The 20,639-nt window shown below is 63.2% G+C and carries 19 protein-coding genes, 1 pseudogene and 1 riboswitch; of the genes and pseudogenes, 3 read left to right on the forward strand and 17 right to left on the reverse strand.

The features are described 5' to 3' along the window. Positions 1-181: 181 nt before the first annotated feature. The 10 genes and pseudogenes from AMK05_RS13500 to AMK05_RS13545 all read right to left on the reverse strand — a co-directional run bounded on the left by AMK05_RS13500 (position 182) and on the right by AMK05_RS13545 (position 9,806). Complete coding sequence (locus tag AMK05_RS13500) at positions 182-1,381, reverse strand: efflux RND transporter periplasmic adaptor subunit (protein WP_237352097.1); 1,200 nt, start codon at positions 1,379-1,381, stop codon at positions 182-184. 485 nt (positions 1,382-1,866) lie between these two features. After that, positions 1,867-2,959, reverse strand: a pseudogene (locus AMK05_RS13505) (helix-turn-helix domain-containing protein). 88 nt (positions 2,960-3,047) lie between these two features. Continuing rightward, entirely contained in the window at positions 3,048-3,629 is a 582-nt protein-coding gene (locus AMK05_RS13510; RefSeq protein WP_064839170.1) for a dienelactone hydrolase family protein, read from the reverse strand. A 40-nt stretch (positions 3,630-3,669) separates the two neighbouring features. Continuing rightward, a complete protein-coding gene (locus tag AMK05_RS13515; RefSeq protein ID WP_064839172.1) occupies positions 3,670-4,041 on the reverse strand; it encodes a cytochrome C oxidase subunit IV family protein in 372 nt (123 codons plus the stop codon). Between the two features lie 7 nt (positions 4,042-4,048). Continuing rightward, positions 4,049-4,768 carry a heme-copper oxidase subunit III family protein gene (locus AMK05_RS13520; RefSeq protein WP_064839174.1) on the reverse strand — a complete coding sequence of 240 codons (720 nt, stop codon included), beginning with the start codon at positions 4,766-4,768 and terminating at the stop codon, positions 4,049-4,051. Positions 4,769-4,788: 20 nt separating this feature from the next. Further along, positions 4,789-5,502 (reverse strand): cytochrome c oxidase subunit 3, encoded by a 714-nt coding sequence (locus AMK05_RS13525; RefSeq protein WP_064839176.1) that lies wholly within the window; start codon positions 5,500-5,502, stop codon positions 4,789-4,791. Continuing rightward, entirely contained in the window at positions 5,499-7,268 is a 1,770-nt protein-coding gene (locus AMK05_RS13530; RefSeq protein ID WP_064839178.1) for a cbb3-type cytochrome c oxidase subunit I, read from the reverse strand. The genes AMK05_RS13525 and AMK05_RS13530 overlap by 4 nt, the downstream gene beginning before the upstream one ends. Positions 7,269-7,348: 80 nt before the next feature. Continuing rightward, the gene (locus AMK05_RS13535) at positions 7,349-8,167 is read right to left on the reverse strand and encodes a cytochrome c oxidase subunit II (RefSeq protein WP_064839181.1); all 819 of its coding nucleotides are present in this window, start codon (positions 8,165-8,167) and stop codon (positions 7,349-7,351) included. Positions 8,168-8,314: 147 nt separating this feature from the next. Beyond that, positions 8,315-8,704, reverse strand: a complete 390-nt coding sequence (locus AMK05_RS13540) for a c-type cytochrome (protein WP_064839183.1) — start codon at positions 8,702-8,704, stop codon at positions 8,315-8,317. A gap of 178 nt (positions 8,705-8,882) precedes the next feature. Continuing rightward, positions 8,883-9,806 carry an MYG1 family protein gene (locus AMK05_RS13545; RefSeq protein ID WP_064839185.1) on the reverse strand — a complete coding sequence of 308 codons (924 nt, stop codon included), beginning with the start codon at positions 9,804-9,806 and terminating at the stop codon, positions 8,883-8,885. Positions 9,807-10,079: 273 nt separating this feature from the next. Here AMK05_RS13545 and AMK05_RS13550 point away from each other — a divergent pair, with 273 nt between their 5' ends. After that, positions 10,080-10,571 carry an HIT family protein gene (locus AMK05_RS13550; RefSeq protein WP_064839187.1) on the forward strand — a complete coding sequence of 164 codons (492 nt, stop codon included), beginning with the start codon at positions 10,080-10,082 and terminating at the stop codon, positions 10,569-10,571. A gap of 10 nt (positions 10,572-10,581) precedes the next feature. On the opposite strand, the gene AMK05_RS13555 is transcribed toward AMK05_RS13550, so the two are convergent. The 6 genes from AMK05_RS13555 to AMK05_RS13580 form a co-directional block, all read right to left on the reverse strand. Then, positions 10,582-11,145: a hypothetical protein gene (locus tag AMK05_RS13555; RefSeq protein WP_064839189.1), complete on the reverse strand. Its 564-nt coding sequence runs from the start codon at positions 11,143-11,145 to the stop codon at positions 10,582-10,584. 71 nt (positions 11,146-11,216) lie between these two features. Then, complete coding sequence (locus AMK05_RS13560; RefSeq protein WP_064839191.1) at positions 11,217-11,981, reverse strand: ABC transporter ATP-binding protein; 765 nt, start codon at positions 11,979-11,981, stop codon at positions 11,217-11,219. Beyond that, a complete protein-coding gene (locus AMK05_RS13565) occupies positions 11,978-13,009 on the reverse strand; it encodes a FecCD family ABC transporter permease (RefSeq protein WP_190237321.1) in 1,032 nt (343 codons plus the stop codon). Before AMK05_RS13565 ends, AMK05_RS13560 begins: the two co-directional genes overlap by 4 nt. Positions 13,010-13,014: 5 nt before the next feature. Continuing rightward, entirely contained in the window at positions 13,015-14,031 is a 1,017-nt protein-coding gene (locus AMK05_RS13570; RefSeq protein WP_064839195.1) for an ABC transporter substrate-binding protein, read from the reverse strand. 172 nt (positions 14,032-14,203) lie between these two features. Continuing rightward, a riboswitch (cobalamin riboswitch) is annotated at positions 14,204-14,460 on the reverse strand. 460 nt (positions 14,461-14,920) lie between these two features. After that, complete coding sequence (gene blh, locus AMK05_RS13575; protein ID WP_064841371.1) at positions 14,921-16,201, reverse strand: bifunctional sulfur transferase/dioxygenase Blh; 1,281 nt, start codon at positions 16,199-16,201, stop codon at positions 14,921-14,923. A gap of 163 nt (positions 16,202-16,364) precedes the next feature. After that, entirely contained in the window at positions 16,365-16,733 is a 369-nt protein-coding gene (locus tag AMK05_RS13580) for a DsrE family protein (RefSeq protein WP_064839197.1), read from the reverse strand. 66 nt (positions 16,734-16,799) lie between these two features. Between AMK05_RS13580 and AMK05_RS13585 the strand changes: the two genes are divergently transcribed. After that, positions 16,800-17,795, forward strand: coding sequence for an AraC family transcriptional regulator (locus tag AMK05_RS13585; RefSeq protein ID WP_064839199.1), 996 nt, complete (start codon positions 16,800-16,802; stop codon positions 17,793-17,795). 295 nt (positions 17,796-18,090) lie between these two features. Next, entirely contained in the window at positions 18,091-18,621 is a 531-nt protein-coding gene (locus tag AMK05_RS13590; RefSeq protein ID WP_064839202.1) for a 2'-5' RNA ligase family protein, read from the forward strand. 296 nt (positions 18,622-18,917) lie between these two features. Here AMK05_RS13590 and ilvB read toward each other — a convergent pair whose 3' ends face one another. After that, the gene (ilvB, locus tag AMK05_RS13595) at positions 18,918-20,564 is read right to left on the reverse strand and encodes a biosynthetic-type acetolactate synthase large subunit (protein ID WP_064841372.1); all 1,647 of its coding nucleotides are present in this window, start codon (positions 20,562-20,564) and stop codon (positions 18,918-18,920) included. Positions 20,565-20,639 lie beyond the last annotated feature (75 nt).

Below are 20,639 nucleotides of genomic sequence, written 5' to 3' on the forward strand. Positions count from 1 at the left end.
ATCTACGGCCGGTAACCGGTGGCCGCCCTCGTCCTTCGAGGCCCGTGCGGGGCACCTCAGGATGAGGTCGGAGAGAAGCTGCGATCTGCGGCACAAGAAGCCGATCCGCACGGCACCGATCAGCCCGCCTGCCGCACGGCACCCGATCAGCTTTCTAGCCACACGGCACAACAACCAGCCCTCATCCTGAGGTGTGCAGGCCGAAGGCCGGAGCCTCGAAGGACGAGGGCGGGTGATGAGCACCCGCGGCAGACGCACCCACACCCGCCTCCTCCCCCACCACCAGCCGGATGCGCGCCGCCATGGCAGGCCGCATGCCAGGCGGTGGCGAGGTCAGCGACAGGCGCAGCGTCACCGTCCCTTTCTCCCGCGAAATGACCGGCGCGATCTTCGACACCTCGATCGCAAAGGGTTGGCCGGGAAAGCCGTCCAGCACCGCCTCGCCCGAGAGGCCCGGCCGCATCAGCGCGATATTAGCCTCGGCCACATCGGCATCGATAACCAGGCTCGCCGTGTCGGTAATGGCGAGCAGGCTTTCATCCTCCCGCACGCTGTCCTCGCGCGACAGCACCGTGTCGCCGACATGGGCGTCGAGCCGCGTGACAGTGCCGGAGATCGGCGCCCGCACGGTCAGCGCCTCCACCTGCTCGCGTGCCTTCTCGCTCTCGAGCTCTGCCTTTTCGATATCCTGCCGTGCCTGCAGGGCGGCGTTCTCGGCCTTGTCGACAGCCGTTTTCGCCTCCTCCAGCGCCTGCGCCGACATGGCATCACGCCCGGCGAGCCGCTCGGTGCGGGCAAACGACGAGCGCGCCTGCGCAAGTTCGATAGTCCTTGCATCAACCGCCAATGCCGCTGCCCGCCCCGATATTTCCGCGCCCCGAAGCGAAAATCGTGCGCCGGCATCATCGAGCCGCACCAGCACCTGCCCCACCGCGACCTTGTCGCCCGCCTCGACCTCGACGGCGGCGATCCGGCCCTCATATTTGGAAAAGACGGTGGCGGTGTCGGGCGCCACCACGTAGCCGGAGCCGGTGACCTCACGGGTTGACGCAGCCGTGCTCGTCGCTCCATTCTCGGTCAAGGTCCGCAGTCCCTCAACAGCGGCATCGTCGCTGGCCCGCGCTTCCACCGCATCGGCGGATATCGCACGATCGCTGCCTGAAAACCCCGCAAGCGCAGTCTCGACGCGCTTCAGCGTCTCGGCGCCGTTGAAGAGAACCGCGGCCAGCGATGCCGTCGCCGCAAGGAGGAGTATTGCGCCAGGGATCATGCGCCGCCGGGCATGAGGCTTCAGCGGCTCGGTCTCGAAGGCCGCGGGCTCGATCGAAAGCGATCTGAGCTTGGCGGCAAGGTCTCGGTCATGTTCTGATGTCGTGTTCATGCCGGCAAACATCGCCAACCCCGGCAGAAATCGCGACCTCGAACACGATCCAGGCAGTCCTCGATCGCGATTGTGTACTCGCGGTGGCCGACCTCGTCCTTCGAGGCCCCTGCGGGGCGCCGCAGGATGAGGGCGGAGAGAGGGCACGGCTTGTATCGCTGGAGAATGCGGTGCCCTGCCGCCGACAGGCCAGCCGCAGGGCACAACAATTAGCCCTCATGGTGAGGACGCCCGGGGGCCGTCTCGAACCACGAGGGCGGGTGGCATGCCGATGCGTTTGAGCGCCGGTGGCCGCCCCGTCCTTCGGGGCCCCTGCGGGGCGGTTCAGGATGAGGGCGGAGAGAGGGCGCGGCTTGTATGGCTGGAGAACGCGGTGCCCTGCCGCCGATAGGCCAGCCGCAGAGCATAACAATTAGCCCTCATGGTGAGGAGGCCCGGGGGCCGTCTCGAACCACGAGGGCGGGTGGCTGGCCACTACAGCCCATCTATTGTCGAGGAAACGCCGCCTTCTTCTGCCGCCAGGCAACCGGAGTCATATCCGTCACCCGGCGAAACTCGCGGTTGAAGTTGGACTTGGTCTGGAAGCCGACCTCGAACATTACCTCGGTCACCGGTTTTTCGGTGCCGGCAAGCAGCCTGCAGGCTTCGCCGATCCTGTAATCATTGACATATTGAGAGACGTTTTTGTCCATCGCCCGGTTGATCGCCGCCGAGATCTGGCGGGCGGGAATGCCGGTCTTGCGGGCCAGCCGGTCGAGATTGAGATTGGCGTCACGATAGAGCTTCTTTGCTTCCATCAGCGCATCGACCGTGGCGATCGTCTCCTTGTCCTCACTCGTCTTGTCCTCACTCGTCTTGTCCTCGCTCGTCTCTGGTCGGGGTGCTACCTCCGCCGCCTCGGCCGGCGCCCGGCTTCGGCTGGCGGCGGCCGCCGCGAAGCCGAGGATGATGAGGGCGGCAAGGTTGCTGACGCTGATCACCGTCACGGCATGCTCGCCATGCGCCCAGGTAAAGTCGAAGAAGACGAAAATATCGACCGAGGCCGACAGGCAGAGCGCCACCGCCGTGAAGATGATTGCCCGATAGGCCGGCACCGCGCCCTCGAACGGCGCCAGCCGCAGCGCATCCGCGCCCGGGCGCATCAGACGCAGGATGGCCAGGGCATAACCGACGAAAATAAGCACCAGCGCGATATCGATCGCATCGCGCCAGAACGCCATCAGCAGAAAAATGACCGCGGCGGGCACTGCATGCAGCGCAATCCGCGCCGGCAGCGACCGCCGGCTCGTCCTCACCAGCCGGGAGACCCCGCCATAGGCCAGCGGCGGTACCATCGCCGCGATAATGGGCGCGATCACGGCAACCGCCTGGATCCCGTAGCCCCAGCGTAGGCCGGAGAGGAGGGATTGCAGCACGCTCAGCAGGATCAGCGCCAGAAACGGTCGGTTCGGCGCCGTCTCCTCTTCACGCCTGAGAACGGTGACAAACAGGATAAGCAGCAGAACAGCAACGACGAAAGGAAGCGGAATGAACAGCATGGCCTGGCGAGCTTCGGATTGGCGGATAGACAGCCATCATTGCCGAGATCGTCACCCGGCGCGACCTCCATCATGGTTTAGGACGTGTTTTTAGGTGGGGATTTTTTTGGGGTCGGCGGCCACCAGGATCAGACGCGATCCAGAAACGCGAGCACCCGGGCAGTCAGGAGCGCGGTCGCCTCCGCGTCATAGGACGGCAGCGAACTGTCGGCGAAGTAGTGCTGATCGCCGGGATAGAGGAAAAGCTCCGCATCCTCGACCTTCGCCACGATCTCGCGGGCGGCGTCGATATCACCCTCGCCTGCGAAAATCGGATCGTTATTCATGCCGTGGATCTGGACGGCGACGCCGTCCGGCCAGGGTCCGAAGGCCCATTCGCCGCTGATCGGCAGGCAGGAGTAGAAAAGCAGAGCCCCGCGGGCGCCGCGCCGTGTCTGCGCCAGCTTCTGCGCCGGCAGCACGCCGAATGAGAAGCCGGCATAGACCAGTTCGCCAGGCAGTTCGTCGGCGATCCGGACGCCGCGCTCCCTGACGGCGTCGAAACCGATCTCGCCGATATGGGCGAGCCCCTCCTCGATGCTTGGGAATATGCGCCCGTCGAACAGATCAGGCGTGTGCACGATGTGGCCGGCTGCCCTGATCTCGTCGGCGAAGGCGCACACTCCAGGCGTCAGCCCTTGTGCGTGGTGGAACAGCAAAATCTCGGCCATCATTGCTCCGGTGGAGATAGTCGCACCCGATGATCGATATCTAAGGCGTGGCACCGAAGAAGGCCAGCCGGGTGAAGATCGTATAGTCGGCTTCCGATACCATCAGCGCGACGAAAACCAGCACCAGCAGCGGCGGCAGCAGAATGGCGTAGACCAGCGCCAGCCGTTCCCAGGCCATGTGCATGAAAACGGCAACGATCAGCCCGGCCTTCAGCATCATGAACAGCAGGATCAGCGTCCACCGGAGATAACCCTGGATCCCGAGATAATCGACCATATAGGAAAAGGCGCTGAGCACGAAGAGCAGGCCCCAGACGAAGAAATAGAGCCCGATCGGATGCTGCTGCCCGTGATCCTGTGCGTGCAGGGCCTGTGTATGCGGGCTTTGCCCATGCGCTGTTGTCTCGCTCATGACGACCTCACCACAGATAAAAAAATGCGAAGATGAAGACCCAGACCAGATCGACGAAGTGCCAGTAGAGGCCCATGATCTCGACGGCCTCGTAGCGCCCTTTCCGACTGGTGAAGAAGCCGCGCCGTTCCACGTCGAAATCGCCGCGCCAGACCTTGCGGGCGACGATGAGGAGGAAGATGACGCCGATCGTCACATGGGTGCCGTGAAAGCCGGTGATCATGAAGAAGGTCGAGCCGAACTGCGCCGCCCCCCAGGGATTCTCCCAGGGCCGCACGCCTTCGGTGATCAGCTTGGTCCATTCGAAGGCCTGCATGCCGACGAAGCAGGCCCCGAGAAGTGCCGTCAGCAGCATCAGCATCGCGGTCACCCGGCGGTCGCGGCGATAGCCGAAATTGACTGCCATCGCCATGGTGCCGCTGCTCGAGATCAGCACGAAGGTCATGATCGCAATCAGGATCAACGGAACCTCCTGCCCGCCGATGTGAAGCGCGAAAACTTCGCTCGGATTGGGCCATGGAACGGGCGTCGACATGCGGGCCGTCATGTAGGCGATCAGGAAGCAGCCGAAGACGAAAGTGTCGCTGAGCAGGAAGATCCACATCATCGCCTTGCCCCAGGAGGCGGTCTTGAAGGCGCGCTGATCCGAGCTGAAATCGGCGGCGACACCACGCAGGCCTGACGGTCTGAGACCTGGTTCGCCGTGCGTCTCGATCGTCTGTGCCATCTGCAACCTCCTCTTCAGCCCTAGTTCAACAACGTGCGGCAGAGATCGACGAAATCATTCGCCCAGCCGGCAAAAAGCGCAAAGAGCAGGAGCCAGACGGCGAGCATGAAATGCGAATAAATGGCGGAGAGATCGACGCTGAGGCACAGCCTCTCCGACGCAACAGCGGTTGAGAACGCCCTGACCGTCGTGTGGGTAAGCACGGCAAGCCCGCCGAGGATATGCAATCCATGCAGGCCGGTCAGCATGTAGAAGAAACTGTTGGCGGGATTGTCGGTGAGGATGTAGCCGGCCGCCGTCAGCTCCCGCCATGCCTGGATCTGCCCGACGAGGAAGAAGACCGCAAGCGCAAGTCCTGTCACAAGCGCCGGCCGCAGCCCCTCCATGCGGCCGTGCCGCGCTTCTCGCTTGGCCCATTCCAGCGCCGCACTGCTCAAGGCGAGTGCTGCACTGTTCACCCAGAGCAGCCGCGGAACCGGCGTGGCCCACCAGTCCGCCGACGCCATGCGCATGAAATAGGCGCTGGCGGCAAGGCTGAAGAGAGCGCCAACGACGCCGAGAAACACGAAAAGGCCGATTTTCACCGCCGGCATCGGGTGCCGGTCGGCTCCCTCGCGAACCGGCAGTTGCATCGACCCGGTTTCCAGCCAGGGCTTCGACGTCAGCCGCTGCCCGGAAAGCCACCAGATGATGATGGTGGCGACTGCGGCAAGGAAGACCAGGGTGACGTTCATGCCGGAATCTCCCGCGTGACGCCGCCGTCTGCCGGCACATTTTGCGGGATGAAATCCTCAGCCGCACCAGGCACGCTGTAGTCATAGGCCCAGCGGTAGACGACGGGCAGATCCTTGCCCCAGTTGCCATGGGCGGGCGGCGTCTGCGGCGTCTGCCATTCGAGCGTCGTCGCCCGCCACGGATTGCCGCCGGCCTCCCTGCCCCGGAAAAGGCTCCAGACCAGATTGAACAGGAAGACCATCTGCCCGGCCCCGACGATCAGCGCCATCACCGTGATGAAGATGTTCAGCGTATGGGCCGAAGGCGGAACGAAGGCCGTCTCGCCCATCTCGAAGTAGCGGCGCGGCACGCCGAGCAGGCCGAGATAATGCATCGGAAAGAAAATCGCATAGGTGCCGAGAAAGGTGATCCAGAAGTGGATATGGCCGAGCATGTCGTTCAGCATCCGCCCGGTGACCTTCGGATACCAGTGATAGATCGCCCCGAAGATGACGAGGATCGGCGCGACCCCCATGACCATGTGGAAATGCGCGACGACGAACATCGTATCCGATAGGGGCACGTCGACGACGACATTGCCGAGGAACAGGCCGGTCAGCCCGCCATTGACGAAGGTGACGATAAAGGCGAGCGCAAACAGCATCGGCAGCGTCAGATGGATGTCGCCGCGCCAGAGTGTCAGCACCCAGTTGTAGACCTTGATCGCCGTTGGAATGGCGATGATCAGCGTCGTGGTGGCAAAGAAGAAGCCGAAGGCCGGGTGCATGCCGCTGACATACATATGATGCGCCCAGACGACGAAGCTCAAGCCGCCGATGATGACGATCGCCCAGACCATCATGCGGTAGCCGAAGATATTCTTGCGCGCATGCGTGCTGATCAGATCCGAGACGATGCCGAAGGCCGGCAGCGCAACGATATAGACTTCGGGATGCCCGAAGAACCAGAACAGGTGCTGGAACAGGATCGGGCTGCCGCCGGCATGCTGCAGCTGCGTGCCCATCTCAACGATGGCGGGCATGAAGAAGCTGGTGCCGAGCACGCGGTCGAACAGCATCATGACGCAGGCGACGAAGAGGGCCGGAAAGGCGAGCAGCGCCATCACGGTCGCGGTGAAAATGCCCCAGACGGTGAGCGGCATCCGCATCAGCGTCATGCCGCGTGCCCGGCCCTGCAGCACCGTCACCACATAATTCAGCCCGCCCATGGTGAAGCCGATGATGAAAACGATCAGCGAGGTGAGCATCAGCAGGATGCCCCAGTCCTTGCCGCCTGGGGTGCCGGAGAGAACCGACTGCGGCGGATAAAGCGTCCAGCCGGCGCCCGTCGGGCCGCCGGGCGCGAAAAAGCCGGCGGCGAGGATCAGCACCGCGAGCAGATAAATCCAGTAGCTCAGCATGTTCGCGTAGGGAAACACCATGTCGCGGGCGCCGACCATCAGCGGGATGAGGTAATTGCCGAAGCCGCCGAGAAAGAGCGCGGTCAGCAGATAGATCACCATGATCATGCCATGCATGGTGATGAACTGATAATAATGATCGGCATCGATGAAGGCGAAATAGCCGGGAAAGGCGAGCTGAATCCGCATCAGCCAGGAGAGCACCAGCGCCACCAGGCCGATCGAAATGGCGGTGATCGAATATTGCACGGCGATGATCTTGGCATCCTGGCTGAACACATATTTCGTCCACCAGCTGTGTGGATGATAAAGTTCGACATCCTCGACTTCGGCGGAGGGAATGCTGCCGGATGGAATCTCGACCATGATCTCTCTTCCCTTTCCCCGATGCGGCCTCCGGCCGTCTTCCCTCGGTTCCCTGAACCGGCATGCGGCCTTCGGCCGGTTCAATTCGCCGGCGCTACCTCTGCCGATGACGCCGTCAACTGGGTGAACGTCTGCTGCTGCCCGAGCCAGGTCTGGTAGCCCGCCTCGTCGTCGACGACGACGGTACCGCGCATTTGCGGATGGCCGACGCCGCAGAGTTCGGCGCAGAGGATCTCGAAAGTCCCCGTCCGCGTCGGCGTGAACCAGAAATAGGTGATCATCCCGGGGATCATGTCCATTTTGGCGCGGAATTCCGGCACGTAGAAATCATGGAGCACATCGACGGAGCGCAGCAATATGTGCACCGGCTTGCCCACCGGCAGATGCAGTTCGCCGCCCTCGATGATGACGTCGTCGAGGCCGCTTGCGTCGTTCTTGTCGAGGCCGAGCGGATTTTCGGGGCTGACGTCGCGCGTCTCGGCACGGCCGAGCTTTCCGTCGGCTCCCGGCAGGCGGAAGCTCCACAGCCACTGCTGGCTGACGACCTCCACCGATGCGGCATCGGCAGGCACCGTGATGAACTGGTTCCACACGATCAGGCCGGGCGCCAGCATCGCCGCGACGCCGACCGCCGTTCCCCCGCCCAGCATCAATTCCAGCCGGCGGTTCTCGGGCTCATAATGCGCACGGTTGCCGGGTCTGTGCCGGAAGCGGTAGACGCAATAGGCCATGAACGAAACCACCGCCACGAACACGATGCCGGTGATCCAGAAGGTGATGACAAGAGTGCTGTCGATATAGGTCCAGTTGGACGCGATCGGCGTCCACCACCAAGGGCTCAGCACATGGAACAGTACGGAGCCGACGACAATCAGGACGAGGATCAGCACGACAGCCATTTCCGCTCCTCCTCGAGCAGGTTGACCCGTGAAACCGCATTCCGCAAAAAGTCCGTCTTTATTATCGCACAGATAGAAAATATCGGCAATTACGGCGATTTAGGCATGCGCCGCCGGCCGCGAACCCGTCATTTGGGGTATTGCCCATCACTGCGAATATTGCTTGAGATAGGCGATAAGATCGGTGATCTCCTGATCGTCCTTCACCCCGACGAAGGCCATCTTCGTGCCCTTCACCTTGGCTTTCGGATTGTGGAGATAGTCTCGTAACGTCCCCTCATCCCACACGAGACCGCCCTCGCCAGCTTCCTTCATCGAGCTGGAATACGCGAAGTTGGGATGCGTTCCGGCCTTACGGCCGAACAGCTTGTTCAGCGACGGACCGACCTTGTTCGTATCGGAATCGGCCACGTGACAGGTCGCGCATTTCTTGAAAACGGTGGCGCCCGCCGTCGGGTCGCCCTCCTGCGCCCCGGCATAACCGGGGAAAAGGGCAGTCACAGTTGCACCAATCAGCAGAACAACACGATAATCCATGGCAAACCTCATCCTCCTCAAGGTCGCCAGCCACTCACACCCTCCATTATCTCTCGCGTGTGGGTGGTGGTTGTTATGGCTCGAAGCTTAATCCTTCGCGGATGCAAGTCAATCGCCTCACAGTTGGGGTCAGCTGAACGCAGATGAGATCAGGTGACCCCGACGCGGATAACGGCCGTTACACCCCGATCGAAAGCGCCTCCTTGACCGCCAAATCCGCCATGGCAAGTGCCGCCTCGCGGGTCCTGGCGGCGGCGATGAAGCGACCGTTGTGGCAGAAGGTCGCACCTCCGATGCCGCAAACCGCCTCAAGCTCTCCGTTGGCAAGACCGGCCCAGGCTGCCGGCAGATCGGCCCTGAGCTCGAATCCCTCCTCCGCGCGGCGGATGCCGGTCACGCACCAATCCTTTTCGCGCGGGTGGACGACGAACAGCAGGTGATCGGCGCCCGCCTTGACGATGGCGGGACGGAAGGGCATTCCCCGCGGCAACTCCAGAACACGCCCCTGCCCTGCAGCTTCGATTGCCCGGTGCACCATCGCCTCGGCCCGCAATTTTGCGGCACTTTGGGCGATCCTCGCCTCGACGAAACTGCGGGCGACGGCAAGTGCTGCGTGGAAGGCGCGATCGTCGGCCCCGGGTTCTGCTTCGTCGAAAACCGGTTTCAGGGTCTCCAGCAGCGCCGGCAGTGTCAAGCCCGCCAACGGCCCTGAGGGGCTGAGCGCGCCATTGTCGGTCAGATCGATCGGCAGCACGAAACCGGCATCGAAAGAGCCATGCACAGCCTCGGCATGGGCTTCGGGAAGGCCGGAGGCTGCGAGATAATCACGGCCGTAATGCTTCCAGATCAAGCCGAACGAGCTGTAGGGCTGGCCATCCTCGCGCATCGGCGCGCCGCGCTGGTGGTGATCGAATATGCCGCGAGCAGGGTCATAGGCGCCGCCGACATCGTAAATGATGCGGTCTTGCCCCGGCGTGATCCATTCCGGCGCCCGGCTGCGGACGATACGCGCCTGCGGGAAAAGCCGGGTCAGGATAACGCTCGACAGCAATTCGTCGGCATGGAAGCCACCGGAATGGGTGACGAGGAAGTCGGGGATCATGGGAGCTATGTGCCTTGTCGTTCGCGGAGGGTCCGCTTGCAGGTCGGAACCAGATAGCCGTTGCCGGCAACGATCTCAACCCGTCTTCGGCCCATTTCACTTCAGCGCCTTGCCGATTGCCGCCTGTTCGTAACAGGCCCCCACGCGGATAACAGCCGCCGCGAAGCCGAAAGCTAACCGGGCCAATCTGTGGGAACCGCCGTTGCGGCCCTCACAAAACCGGCTATTCTCCGGCGTCGCAATATCGATTTGCGAAAGCGGTAAGAGGCGTGTTTGGAGATCCCTCAGCACTTTCATGTCGCCGAGACCGCGGGATGGCTTGTGAACCACCGTGTGAACTCAGCCCTTCCCGGCTATCTCATGATCGGCTCCAAGACCGACACGACCGACCTCTCGGATTTGTCCGAAAAGGCGTTGAGCGAATTCGGCCCCTTGCTCGCTAGGGCTCAGAGCGCCCTGAAACGAGACTTGAATGCTCAGCGCGTCTATATCGGCCGATACGGGCACATGCCCGGTTATCCGATCCATTTTCATATCATCCCGATATATGACTGGGTGGAGGAGTTGTTCTGGAAGGACAGCCGATATCGCCTGCTCGGGAATTTCGCAGAAGGACCGGGAGACACCACAACGGACGGGGCGGAACTGACGCTGTTCGTCTGGCGCGAATTCTGTGAACGCGCAGTACCGCCACCGGTCAGAGGGCCGTCGGTCCTAGAGGTCATTGCATTGTTGCGGGAGGTGATGCGGTTTCCGGCATCTTAGGTCTTTATGCCTAAGGCAGCGCCGGTCCCGGCTGCCTTGCAACGAGCGCACGGCCGGCTGCCGCGCCGGCGTGAAGGCAGACAAGGCCGATCGCGGCCAGAGAATTGATCAGCAGGACATTCGCCACGACCGACGCCGAAAACGCGCCCTCGCCTGACGGAAGCACCGCCGTTGCGGCAAAGAGCACGCCTTCGTAGGCAACGAAGCCGGCCAGGAAGGCGCCGGCCACGGTGACGGTCAGGCCGGCCGCAAGACGAAGCACTCCGAGCGCTGCCGCCAGGGAGGCGAATGCCGCAAGACCGATCGCCAGCCCCCAGGCATAACTGTCCCAGGTCTGGGGATAGCCGAGCACGAAATATCCGACCATCTGGTTGGCGAGCCAGGCCAGCAAAACCGTCGTCACCGCCATCTGCCGGGGAAGAAGAACCGCCGATACCGCCGCCAAGGCCACGAAGGGCGTAACGCAGGCAAAAATCAGGCTGAGAGCGACGCTAGCGCCTGAAATGATGGCGACCCAGGCGACAGCGAAGCCGGGAACGACAGGGCGCAGGGGAAACTGATTTCGTTCGAGCATCTCGAAACTTCGTTCGACCGGGCGCAAGCGCCCTCGGAAATCATACGCCAGTCCAGGAAAAAGGCCATTCCTCAATCCAACACGTATTGGATATGGTGCCGCCCATGCACGGCCGATTTCTGGACATGGGCGCGAACGCCGAAAACCCTGCCGATCATATCCTCTGTCAGCACCTCCTCCGGCGCGCCCGCGGCGACGACCTCGCCCTTCTGAAGCACCGCCAGACTATCGCAGAACATTGCCGCCAGGTTGAGATCGTGCAGCGCGACGATGCAGGTGATGCCGAGCTTCGAGATCAGCCGGAGAATGTCGAGCTGGTGCTGGATATCGAGATGATTGGTCGGCTCGTCGAGCAGCAACTCGCCCGGCGCCTGTGCCAGCGACCGCGCAATATGGACACGCTGGCGCTCGCCGCCGGACAGTGTCTGCCAGAGCTGGCCCGCCCGCTCCCGCATGTCGACCCGTAACAAGGCCTCGTCGACGGCGGCATCGTCCTCCGCGCCCCAGGGCGACACCAGCCCGCGATGCGGCGTGCGGCCGAGCCGCACCACGTCGCGCGCGGTCAGCTGCGTCTCGGTCGTCGACTGCTGCTCGACGAAGGCGATGCGCCGTGCAAGGGCGGCACGCGACAGCGAAGCGATATCGTCTTCGCCCAGCCGGATGACGCCGCTGCGGACCTTGCGCAGCCGGCAGATCAGCCTGAGCAGGCTCGATTTGCCGGAGCCGTTCGGTCCCAGCAGGCCGAGCACCTTGCCCTTTTCGACCGTCAAGCTGACGCCGTTGACGATGACCGTGTCGCCGGCGGCAAAACTCACCGCGTCGATCGTAATGCTCATGCGCTCCTCCGCACGCGATAGAGGATGACGGCGAAGGCCGGCGCGCCGAAGAGCGCCGTGACGACGCCGATCGGCAGGACTTGCTGCGGGATGATGATGCGCGAGACGATATCGGCGCCGACCATGTAGATCGCGCCGCCGAGTGCTGTTGCCGGCAGCAGCCGCCGATGGCCCGGCCCGACGAGAAAGCGGGCGGCATGCGGAATGACCAGGCCGACGAAGCCGATCGACCCGACCATGCTGACGACACTTGCCGTCATCGCCGCCGTCAGGCCGAACAGCAGGATCTGGACGCGGCGCACGGCAATGCCGAGCGAGGCCGCGGCATCCGTGCCGAAGGCGAAGGCATCGAGCGCCCGGACATGGGCCATGCAGATGACAAAGCCGGCAAGCGCGATCGGCACCGAGAGATAGACATCCGGCCAACGCACACCGCTGAGCGAACCCAGAAGCCAGAACAGGATGCCGCGCGCCTGCTCAGCATTCGCCGAGGTCGTCACGATGTAGGAGGTCAGCGCATTGAAGAGCTGCGAGCCGGCGACGCCGCACAGGATGATGCGCTCGCCTGTTCCCCCTGCCCCCGTCGCCAGGAAGCCGACCAGCAGAAAGGCGACGACCGCGCCGATGAAGGCGCCGCTCGACAGGCCGAGAACACCGTAGCCGAAGCCGAGGATCATCACGCAGACCGCTCCCGTCGAGGCGCCGGCGGAGATGCCGAGCACATAGGGTTCGGCCAGCGGATTGCGCAGCAGCGCCTGCAGCACGGCGCCGCAGAGCGAGAGCGACGCGCCGGCGCTGGCCGCGACGAGCGCCCGGCTCAGCCGATAATCCCAGACGATGCCCTGGTGAATGCGGCTGAGTTCGAATTGCGTGCCGAACAGCCGGTTGGAGACCGCCTCCGCCGTCGTCGCCAGCGGGATCGCGATCTCGCCGATCGAAACCGCAACGCTGATCATCAGCCCAAGAAGGAGAAAGGCAGCAATGGTGAGCGCGCCAAGCGCCCACCATCCCTGCCGCCTGGCCGACATTGCCTTCACTGCGACAGGCCGAAGGACTTGATGCCCTCCGCCAATGTCTCGATGCCGTCGATCGTGCGGATCGTCGGGTTCATCGATTGCGCATCCATCATCACGAAGTGCCTGTTCTTGACCGCATCCAGTTCCTTGGTGACAGGATCGTTCTCGAGGAAATCGATCTTCACCTTGGGATCGTCGGCGGCGTAGCGGCGCCGATCCATGGTCGCGAGCACGATGACGGCGGGGTTCGCCTGCGCGATGGTTTCCCAGCCGACCAGCGGCCATTCCTCCTCGGTGGTGACGACGTTTTTCGCGCCGATCGTCTTCAGTATATAGGCCGGAGCACTGTTCTTGCCGGCGATGAAGGCGTCACCATTGACCTCTTTGCTGGAGAACCAGAAGACGACCGGCAGGTTCTTGCCGGATGCGCCCGCTATCGAGGCGACGGCATCGGCCTCGCGCGTCTTCAATTCAGCGATCAGCGCATCGCCGCGCGCCTTCACGTCGAAAATTTCAGAGAGCTCGGCGATTTCGCGATAGATCAGTTCCATCGTGAACAACTCCCCACGCACGCCGTCGCCGCCATCGGTGTTGACCTTAGCGACGCAATCGGCCGGCGAAAGATAGGTATTGATCCCGAGATCCTGGAACTGCTCCCGCTTGCCGACCGAGCCTTGCGCACCGACATGCCATTCGAACTCGGCCGCCACCAGGTCTGGCTCCTGCCCGACGACGGATTCGAAGCTCGGATCATTGTCGGCGAGACGCTTTATCCTGCTGTTGGCTTCGGCATATCGCGGCAGCACGGGACCGACCCAGACGGCCGTGCCGGCGATCTTGTCGGCAAGGCCGAGCGAGAAAAGAATTTCGGTCATGCCCTGGCCGATCGAAACGATCTTCGACGGCGCCTTCTGGAAGGTCACCTGCTCACCGCAATTGGCGATGGTCAAAGGATATTGGGTGGCGGCAAGGCTCGGTGCCGCAAGGCCGATCAGCCCGAAGGCAAATGTCATGGTGGCGAGAATCTGGCGCATGAAAACCTCGATTGAAGGAAAAGGCACGGTTATGCCGCACGCGCGGCCGAAGGCACGCTGACACGTGCACTAACCGCAGGAGGCCCAATCGAGACGGATGCATGCCGAAATTCGGCGAAGGTTCAGAAGGTCAATCATGTCTGTTCCTTGTCCGGGCATCCCCGCCCGGTTGATTGGATCGTGATTGACGGCAGGTCTCCTGGCTCGCGGATATAAGTCGCGTCATCCGCCTTCCCGCGATATCTCGCAGTGGCCGGGCCATAAGCCCTTCAGAAATGACCGATCGCTGGCCACACCTGAGATGATCGACAATCCGCTTACAGTTGCGGGGGCAGCCACGGTCTCGGTCCCTTACTGGGTCGTCCTCACCGCGTTCCCTATTAATCCCCTTGGAGTCATCTTCAGGGAACCGTCGCCCCCAGTTACGTCGCCTGCCCGCACGACGTCAATGATTATTGCGGAGGATTGGGTCTGGTGGGCGAAAAATGGAGACGCACCGTCGGAGCGCTGTCGGCCGGTATAATGCCAGCATCCTCATCCCCAGGATGGGGCTCTCTTAAGCATCCTCCCATTCCCACTGTCGTGGGCGCGGCATCCAGCAACCTCCCTCATGCTGAGCTGCGCAGCCCGAAAGGGCGAAGCCTCGAAGCACGCCGCAACGCTGCTCCTTGCCAAAAACGCATCCCGCTCTGCGAATGGAGCACCCGCCTCGCCTTTCGAGGCTTCAGCCTTCGGCTTCCGCACCTCAAGATGAGGCTCTCTTGAGCGTCGACACAAGATCCTCCCGTTCCCGCCGTCGTGGGTGCGGCACCCTCCGATCTTCCTTATGCTGAGGCGCGCAGCCGAGAGGGCGAAGCCTCGAAGCACGCACCGCAACGCTGCTCCGTTCCTACAACGCATCCAGCGGTATCTTCAGATACCGCCGCCCGTTCGCCTCCGGCTCGGGCAGCCGCCCGCCGCGGATGTTGACCTGCAATGCGTGCAGCATCAGCTTCGGTTTCGGCAGCGTGCGGTCGCGCGCCTGGCGCAGCGCCACGAAGCCGGCCTCGTCGATGCCTGATATATGCAGATTGGCGCGCTTCTGGGCGGCTACCGTGCTTTCCCAGCGCGGGTGACGGCCGCCGGGTTGATAGTCGTGGCCGGAAAAGAGCCGGGTCTCCTCGGGCAGCGACAGGATGGCCTGGATCGAGTGCCAGAGGGCGCTGGCGCTGCCGCCGGGAAAATCGGTGCGCGCCGTGCCCGAATCCGGCGTGAATACCGTGTCATGCACGAAGGCGGCGTCACCGATCACATAGGTCACCGAGGCAAGGGTATGGCCGGGCGAGAACATCACTCGGGCTTTGAGCCCGCCGATCTCGAACGTGTCGCCATCGGTAAACATCCGGTCCCATTGCGAGCCGTCGGTTTCGAGTGCCGGCCAGTTGTAGATCTCCTTCCAGAGCACCTGCACGTCGGTGACATGGGCGCCGATCGCCGTCGGCGCGCCGGTCTTTCCTTTGAGATAGTGCGCGGCGGAGAAATGGTCGGCATGCGGATGCGTGTCGAGGATCCACTCGACCGTCAACCCTTCGCTGTCGATATGCGCGAGGATGGCGTCGGCATTGGCCGTTCCGGTCGCGCCCGACATCTCGTCGAAATCGAGCACCGGGTCGATGATGGCGCAACGTTTCGTCACCGGGTCGGCGACGACATATTGCACACTGCAAGTGCGCGGCTCGAAGAAGGCCTTCACCTCAGCCGCCTGCCCTGCCCGCTTTTCCAGCCAGCGGCGCGCGCCGGCAAGATCGAAGCCGAGGTTTTGACCGAAGGCCTCGACATCCCCCGGCGGCATCCGCCCGTCGAGCACCTCTCCCAGCACATAGAGCGTCAGCGCCCGCGTGCCGCTCTTGCAATGAGCGACGACCGGCCCCTTCACCTGCGTCATCGCCGTCTGGAAGGCGCGGATATCGGCCTCGGTGATCTCGGCCCCTTTCACCGGCACGAAGCTGTAGTCGAGCCCCGCGGCGGCGGCGGACGCCTTTTCCGCCGCATTGCCGGGCTGCCCCGGCTCCTCGCCATCCGGCCGGGCGTTGATGACGCCGGCAAAGCCGCCTGCCGCAAATGCGGCAAAGCCGGCGGCATCGGGCTGCCCCGCCACCGATATCAGTTCATTGACCCTCACGGATATCATCGAAGCCCCCGCGCCGCCTGCATCATGCAGCATCGCACGTATATCGATACAATCTCACGACTATATCGCCGAGCGCAAGAATAGTCGCTACACACTTCTTCGCGCCTGCCTCGGGTCGGCAAATACAGACGCAAGACGATCCTCGCCCGGCGAGTGCAGCCCGTTAAAACGATAGCGTCGCTGCGCCCTGTTTGATCTCGGCATGCATGGCGCTGGCGCCGACGATAACGACGCCGTCGAGCATGTCTTCCTGCGTATAACCGCGTGCGGTGACGCAGGGCGGGCAAGCCCAGATCGTGCCGCCGCGCTGCTGGAAATTCTCGATAAGCGTCGACAGCGGATCGAGCGGCGGTATATGCGTCATGCGCTGACCGCCCTTGCGCACAAGGTCGATCCCGGTGCTGGTGAGGAACACCGAGACCTTCAGCCCGGCGGTGATGCCGCCATTGGCAATAGTGAAGGCGACGGAGGACAGTTCGGATTCTATCCCCTTGGTGACGAGCACGACCAGTTTGTCGCTTGGCGTTTGCATAGTATTCTCCCTGTTGCAGTGACCTGTTCACGATAGGAGGATGCGCGGGGCGCGTATTTGGCCGGAATGCGTGAAGCCTTGTCCGAAAATCCAGACGCGGCGGGTGTCGCGCGCGACGACGTGCTGTCGGCGCTGCTGTCGACGATCCGCCTGTCCGGATCGCTGCAGTTTTGCTTCATGCCGACTGGCGACTGGCAGACCGACGCTGCACCGTCGCTGGCAGGCCTTTCGGCGAAGGCCTCGGGCACGATGCCGTTTCACATTGTCGTCGCCGGCAATTGCTGGCTGAAAACCGAAGGTGAAGCGACCGATCTCGAGACGGGCGACGTGCTGGTCTTTCCCTTTGGCACCGGGCATCAACTCGGCGCCGGAAGCGACGGCATGCTGGTGCTGCCGACCCGCGACCTGCCGCAAAAGCCGTGGCGCGAAATCCCCGTGCTTCGTTATGGCGAGGCGGTGCAGGGGGTACGGCTGCTCTGCGGCTATCTGCAGTGGGAGGGGCTCAGCTTTGCGCCGCTGCGCCAGGCGTTGCCCAGGCTGATCCATGTCAGGACCCGAGCCGCCAATGATGGCGACTGGCTGCGCGCCACCATCCGCCAGATGGTCGACGAGGTCGATCGGCCGCGCGCCGGCGGCGTCTCGATGCTGCCGCGGCTGACCGAAATCATCTTCATCGAAATTCTGCGCCATCAGATCATGGTGGCCGAACCGCGATCGGTCGGCTGGCTGGCAGCGCTCGCCGACCCGGCGCTGTCGCGCTGTCTCTCCCTTATTCACGACGAGCCCAGACGCGACTGGTCGCTGGAACACCTGGCCGCCGCCGCCGGCCTGTCGCGCAGCGCGCTCGCCGATCGCTTCCAGTCGATACTCTCGACCTCACCGATCCGCTATATCAGGGACTGGCGGCTCTATCTTGCAAGTGTCGCGCTCGCCTCCTCTGGCCGACCAATCGCAGCGATCGCCGATGACGCCGGCTACGCCACCGAAGCCGCCTTCAACCGCGCCTTCTCCCGCGCCTTCGCCACCCCGCCGGCCGCCTGGCGGGCGATGGCGCGGGAATAGAGCGAGAGGGCCGTCAGACATCGCATCAATGGCATTCACCTAGTCGGTAAAAGCTGAGCATCCCGCCCCTCGCCGCAGCCGGCGCCAACACCCAAGAGAGCCTCATCCTGAGGTGCCCCGCAGGGCCTCGAAGGACGAGGCGGGCGCTCAGCATAGCGGCAAAGATTGATGCAAGGAACAGCGTTGCGCCGTGGCCTTCGAGGCTCTGCCCTGCCCGTGTGACCCATTCCCGCGGCTCGACATCGGTACGATATCAGCTTAGATTTCAGGCGGATGGACCGGACAACGCTCACGAATGCCCTATGGGATCAGCCTCAAATGTCTGAACACGACAGCCTCCCCGGTTTTCAAGCTCTGGGATGAAGCCGCAGCATTCGAAGAGACGGCTTCAATGCGTGCTTTGAACTATCCTCCGCATCTCACCCTCGCCGTCTATCAAAAGCTTGCATCCGATCGGTTGGCCGAAGCGCTCAAGAGTGTTTTCCGCACGCGGTCGACAGTAACCGTAAACTTTTCGGGCATTGGTTATTTTGATAACGAGTTTCTCGTCTTATGGGCGCGGCCGATCGCGGATGATACGCTTTTCCAGTTGCACGCGGCACTGCACCAAGAGATCGATCCCGCAGACTGTCACGAGCACTATCGGCCCGGCAGCTGGGTGCCTCACTGCACCATCGCCGCAAAAGTGCCGAAGGCGAATTCAGAGGCCGCGATCGACTGGGCGAACGAAAACCGGATGCAATTCTCGGTAAATTTCGATGCCGCGGATTGTGTCCGGTTTCCGCCTGTGGAGATATTGAGCGAGATCGCATTGACGCCGGAATGACGGCTGAAGGCGCAAGCTGGCCTGCTTGATACGGCCGCTTCCGGCTTCCGGCGATCGATTGCTGAGCGGTTGTAGCGGGCTGCCGCTAACCCGCCCCATGCAGAATCTAGCCGTGTGGCCTCGCAGAACCTCTCGATGAGACAAGCGCGACCTCCCTCCCCCCTCATCCTGAGGTGCCCCGAAGGGGCCTCGAAGGACGAGGGTGGCCACTGGCGGTTCATCTGGCGATGGATGTGGTCATAAGCGCCGAGCCACCTGCCCTCCTCCTTCGAGGCTACGGCCTTGGCCTGCGCATCTCAGCATGAGAGCTGATCGCTGTGCCACGGTGCGTCATGCCAGTGGGCGCTGTCGGCAACACAGCAGTCGAACAGAACAGGCCTGTTCACCGCGATCATCTCCAGGATTGCATCATCGAGTTCGGCCGGCCACTTGCAGCGAATACCGTGTCCGCCATAGGCTTCCGCAAGTTTCACGAAATCCGGGTTTGCGTGATGCCGCTGCCGAGCCGTTCCCTCATCGCCGCCGTTGAGAATGAAGATCTTGATCGGCGCGTTGTGCTGCACGGCGGCCGACATTTCCTTCATGGTCATCTGCACGGAGGCGTCGCCGGCTATATCGATAACGAGGCTGCCGGGATTGGCGATCTGCACGCCGAGGGCGGCGGGCAGCCCGTATCCCACCGTCCCCAAGCCGCCTGATATGATCCAGCGGTTCGGCTGCTCGAAGTCGTAATGCTGCGCCGCCCAGATCTGATGCCGGCCGACCTCCGTCGTGATGTAAGTATCCCGATCCTTCGTCAGCTCGTAAAGCCGCTCGATGGCGTATTGCGGCATGATGACGTCCTCGCGCGTCGCATAGGAAAACGATCGCCGTGCCCGCCATTCCTCAATCATGCGCCACCACGCGGCCAATCTCGCCCGGTCCGACGCCCGCGGCAGCGCCCGCCAGAGACGAACGAGCTCGGCAAGCACGCCCCCCGCATCGCCCCGGATACCGATATCGGCGCGCGAGGCCCTGTTGAGCGAGGCAGAATCGATATCGATCTGAATCTTCCGGGAATGCGGTGAGAAACCATCGACGCTGGCGGCAAGCCCGCCGTCGAAGCGCGCCCCGATGCAGAGCATGAGGTCGCAGTCCTGCATCGCCATGTTGGCCTCATGGGAGCCGTGAAGCCCCGCCATCTTCAGCCAGTTCGGGCTGGAGGCAGGATAGGCGCCGAGCCCCATCAGCGTCGACGTGACGGGAAAGCCGGTGAGATCGGTGAGCTCGCGCAGCCGTTTTACCGCTTCCGGGCCGGAATTGATGACGCCGCCGCCCACGCAGATAACCGGCCTGCGTGCCGCAGCCATCAGAGCGATCGCAGCCTCGATCTCGCCAATGGCGCAGCAGCCGTCCGGCTGGTAGCTCGGTCTCGGCGCGACAGCCTCAGGCGGCATGTAATGGCCGCTCGCAAACAGCACGTCCTTGGGCATGTCGACCAGAACGGGCCCGGGCCGGCCTGATCCGGCGATGCGAAAGGCCTCGTGGATAACAGCCGCGAGGTCGTTGACGTCGCCGACCAGCCGATTGTGTTTCGTGCAGGCTCGGGTGATGCCGACGGTATCGCATTCCTGAAACGCATCGGACCCGATCAGCGTCGTCGGCACCTGGCCGGCCAGGCAGACGAGCGGCACGGAATCCATCAAGGCATTCTGGAGAGGCGTGATCGCATTGGTGACGCCGGGGCCGGAGGTCACCAGCATGACGCCGACCTTGCCCGTCGAGCGAGCATATCCCTCGGCGGCATGACCGGCTCCCTGTTCATGGCGAACCAGAATGTGGCGGATGTCTTCCTGCTGGAAAAGCTCGTCGTAGATCGGCAGCACGGCAGCGCCGGGATAGCCGAATATATGCGTGACGCCATTGTCCCTCAGCGCCTGCAGAACGATTTCCGCGCCGGTCATCTGCGCGCGCGGGGTGTCGATGGAATGACGGGATCTCATGGTTCCGTTCCTTGATCAGTGTGACGATGTCTGGAA

This window comes from Rhizobium sp. N324 (assembly GCF_001664485.1).
Taxonomy (GTDB): domain Bacteria; phylum Pseudomonadota; class Alphaproteobacteria; order Rhizobiales; family Rhizobiaceae; genus Rhizobium.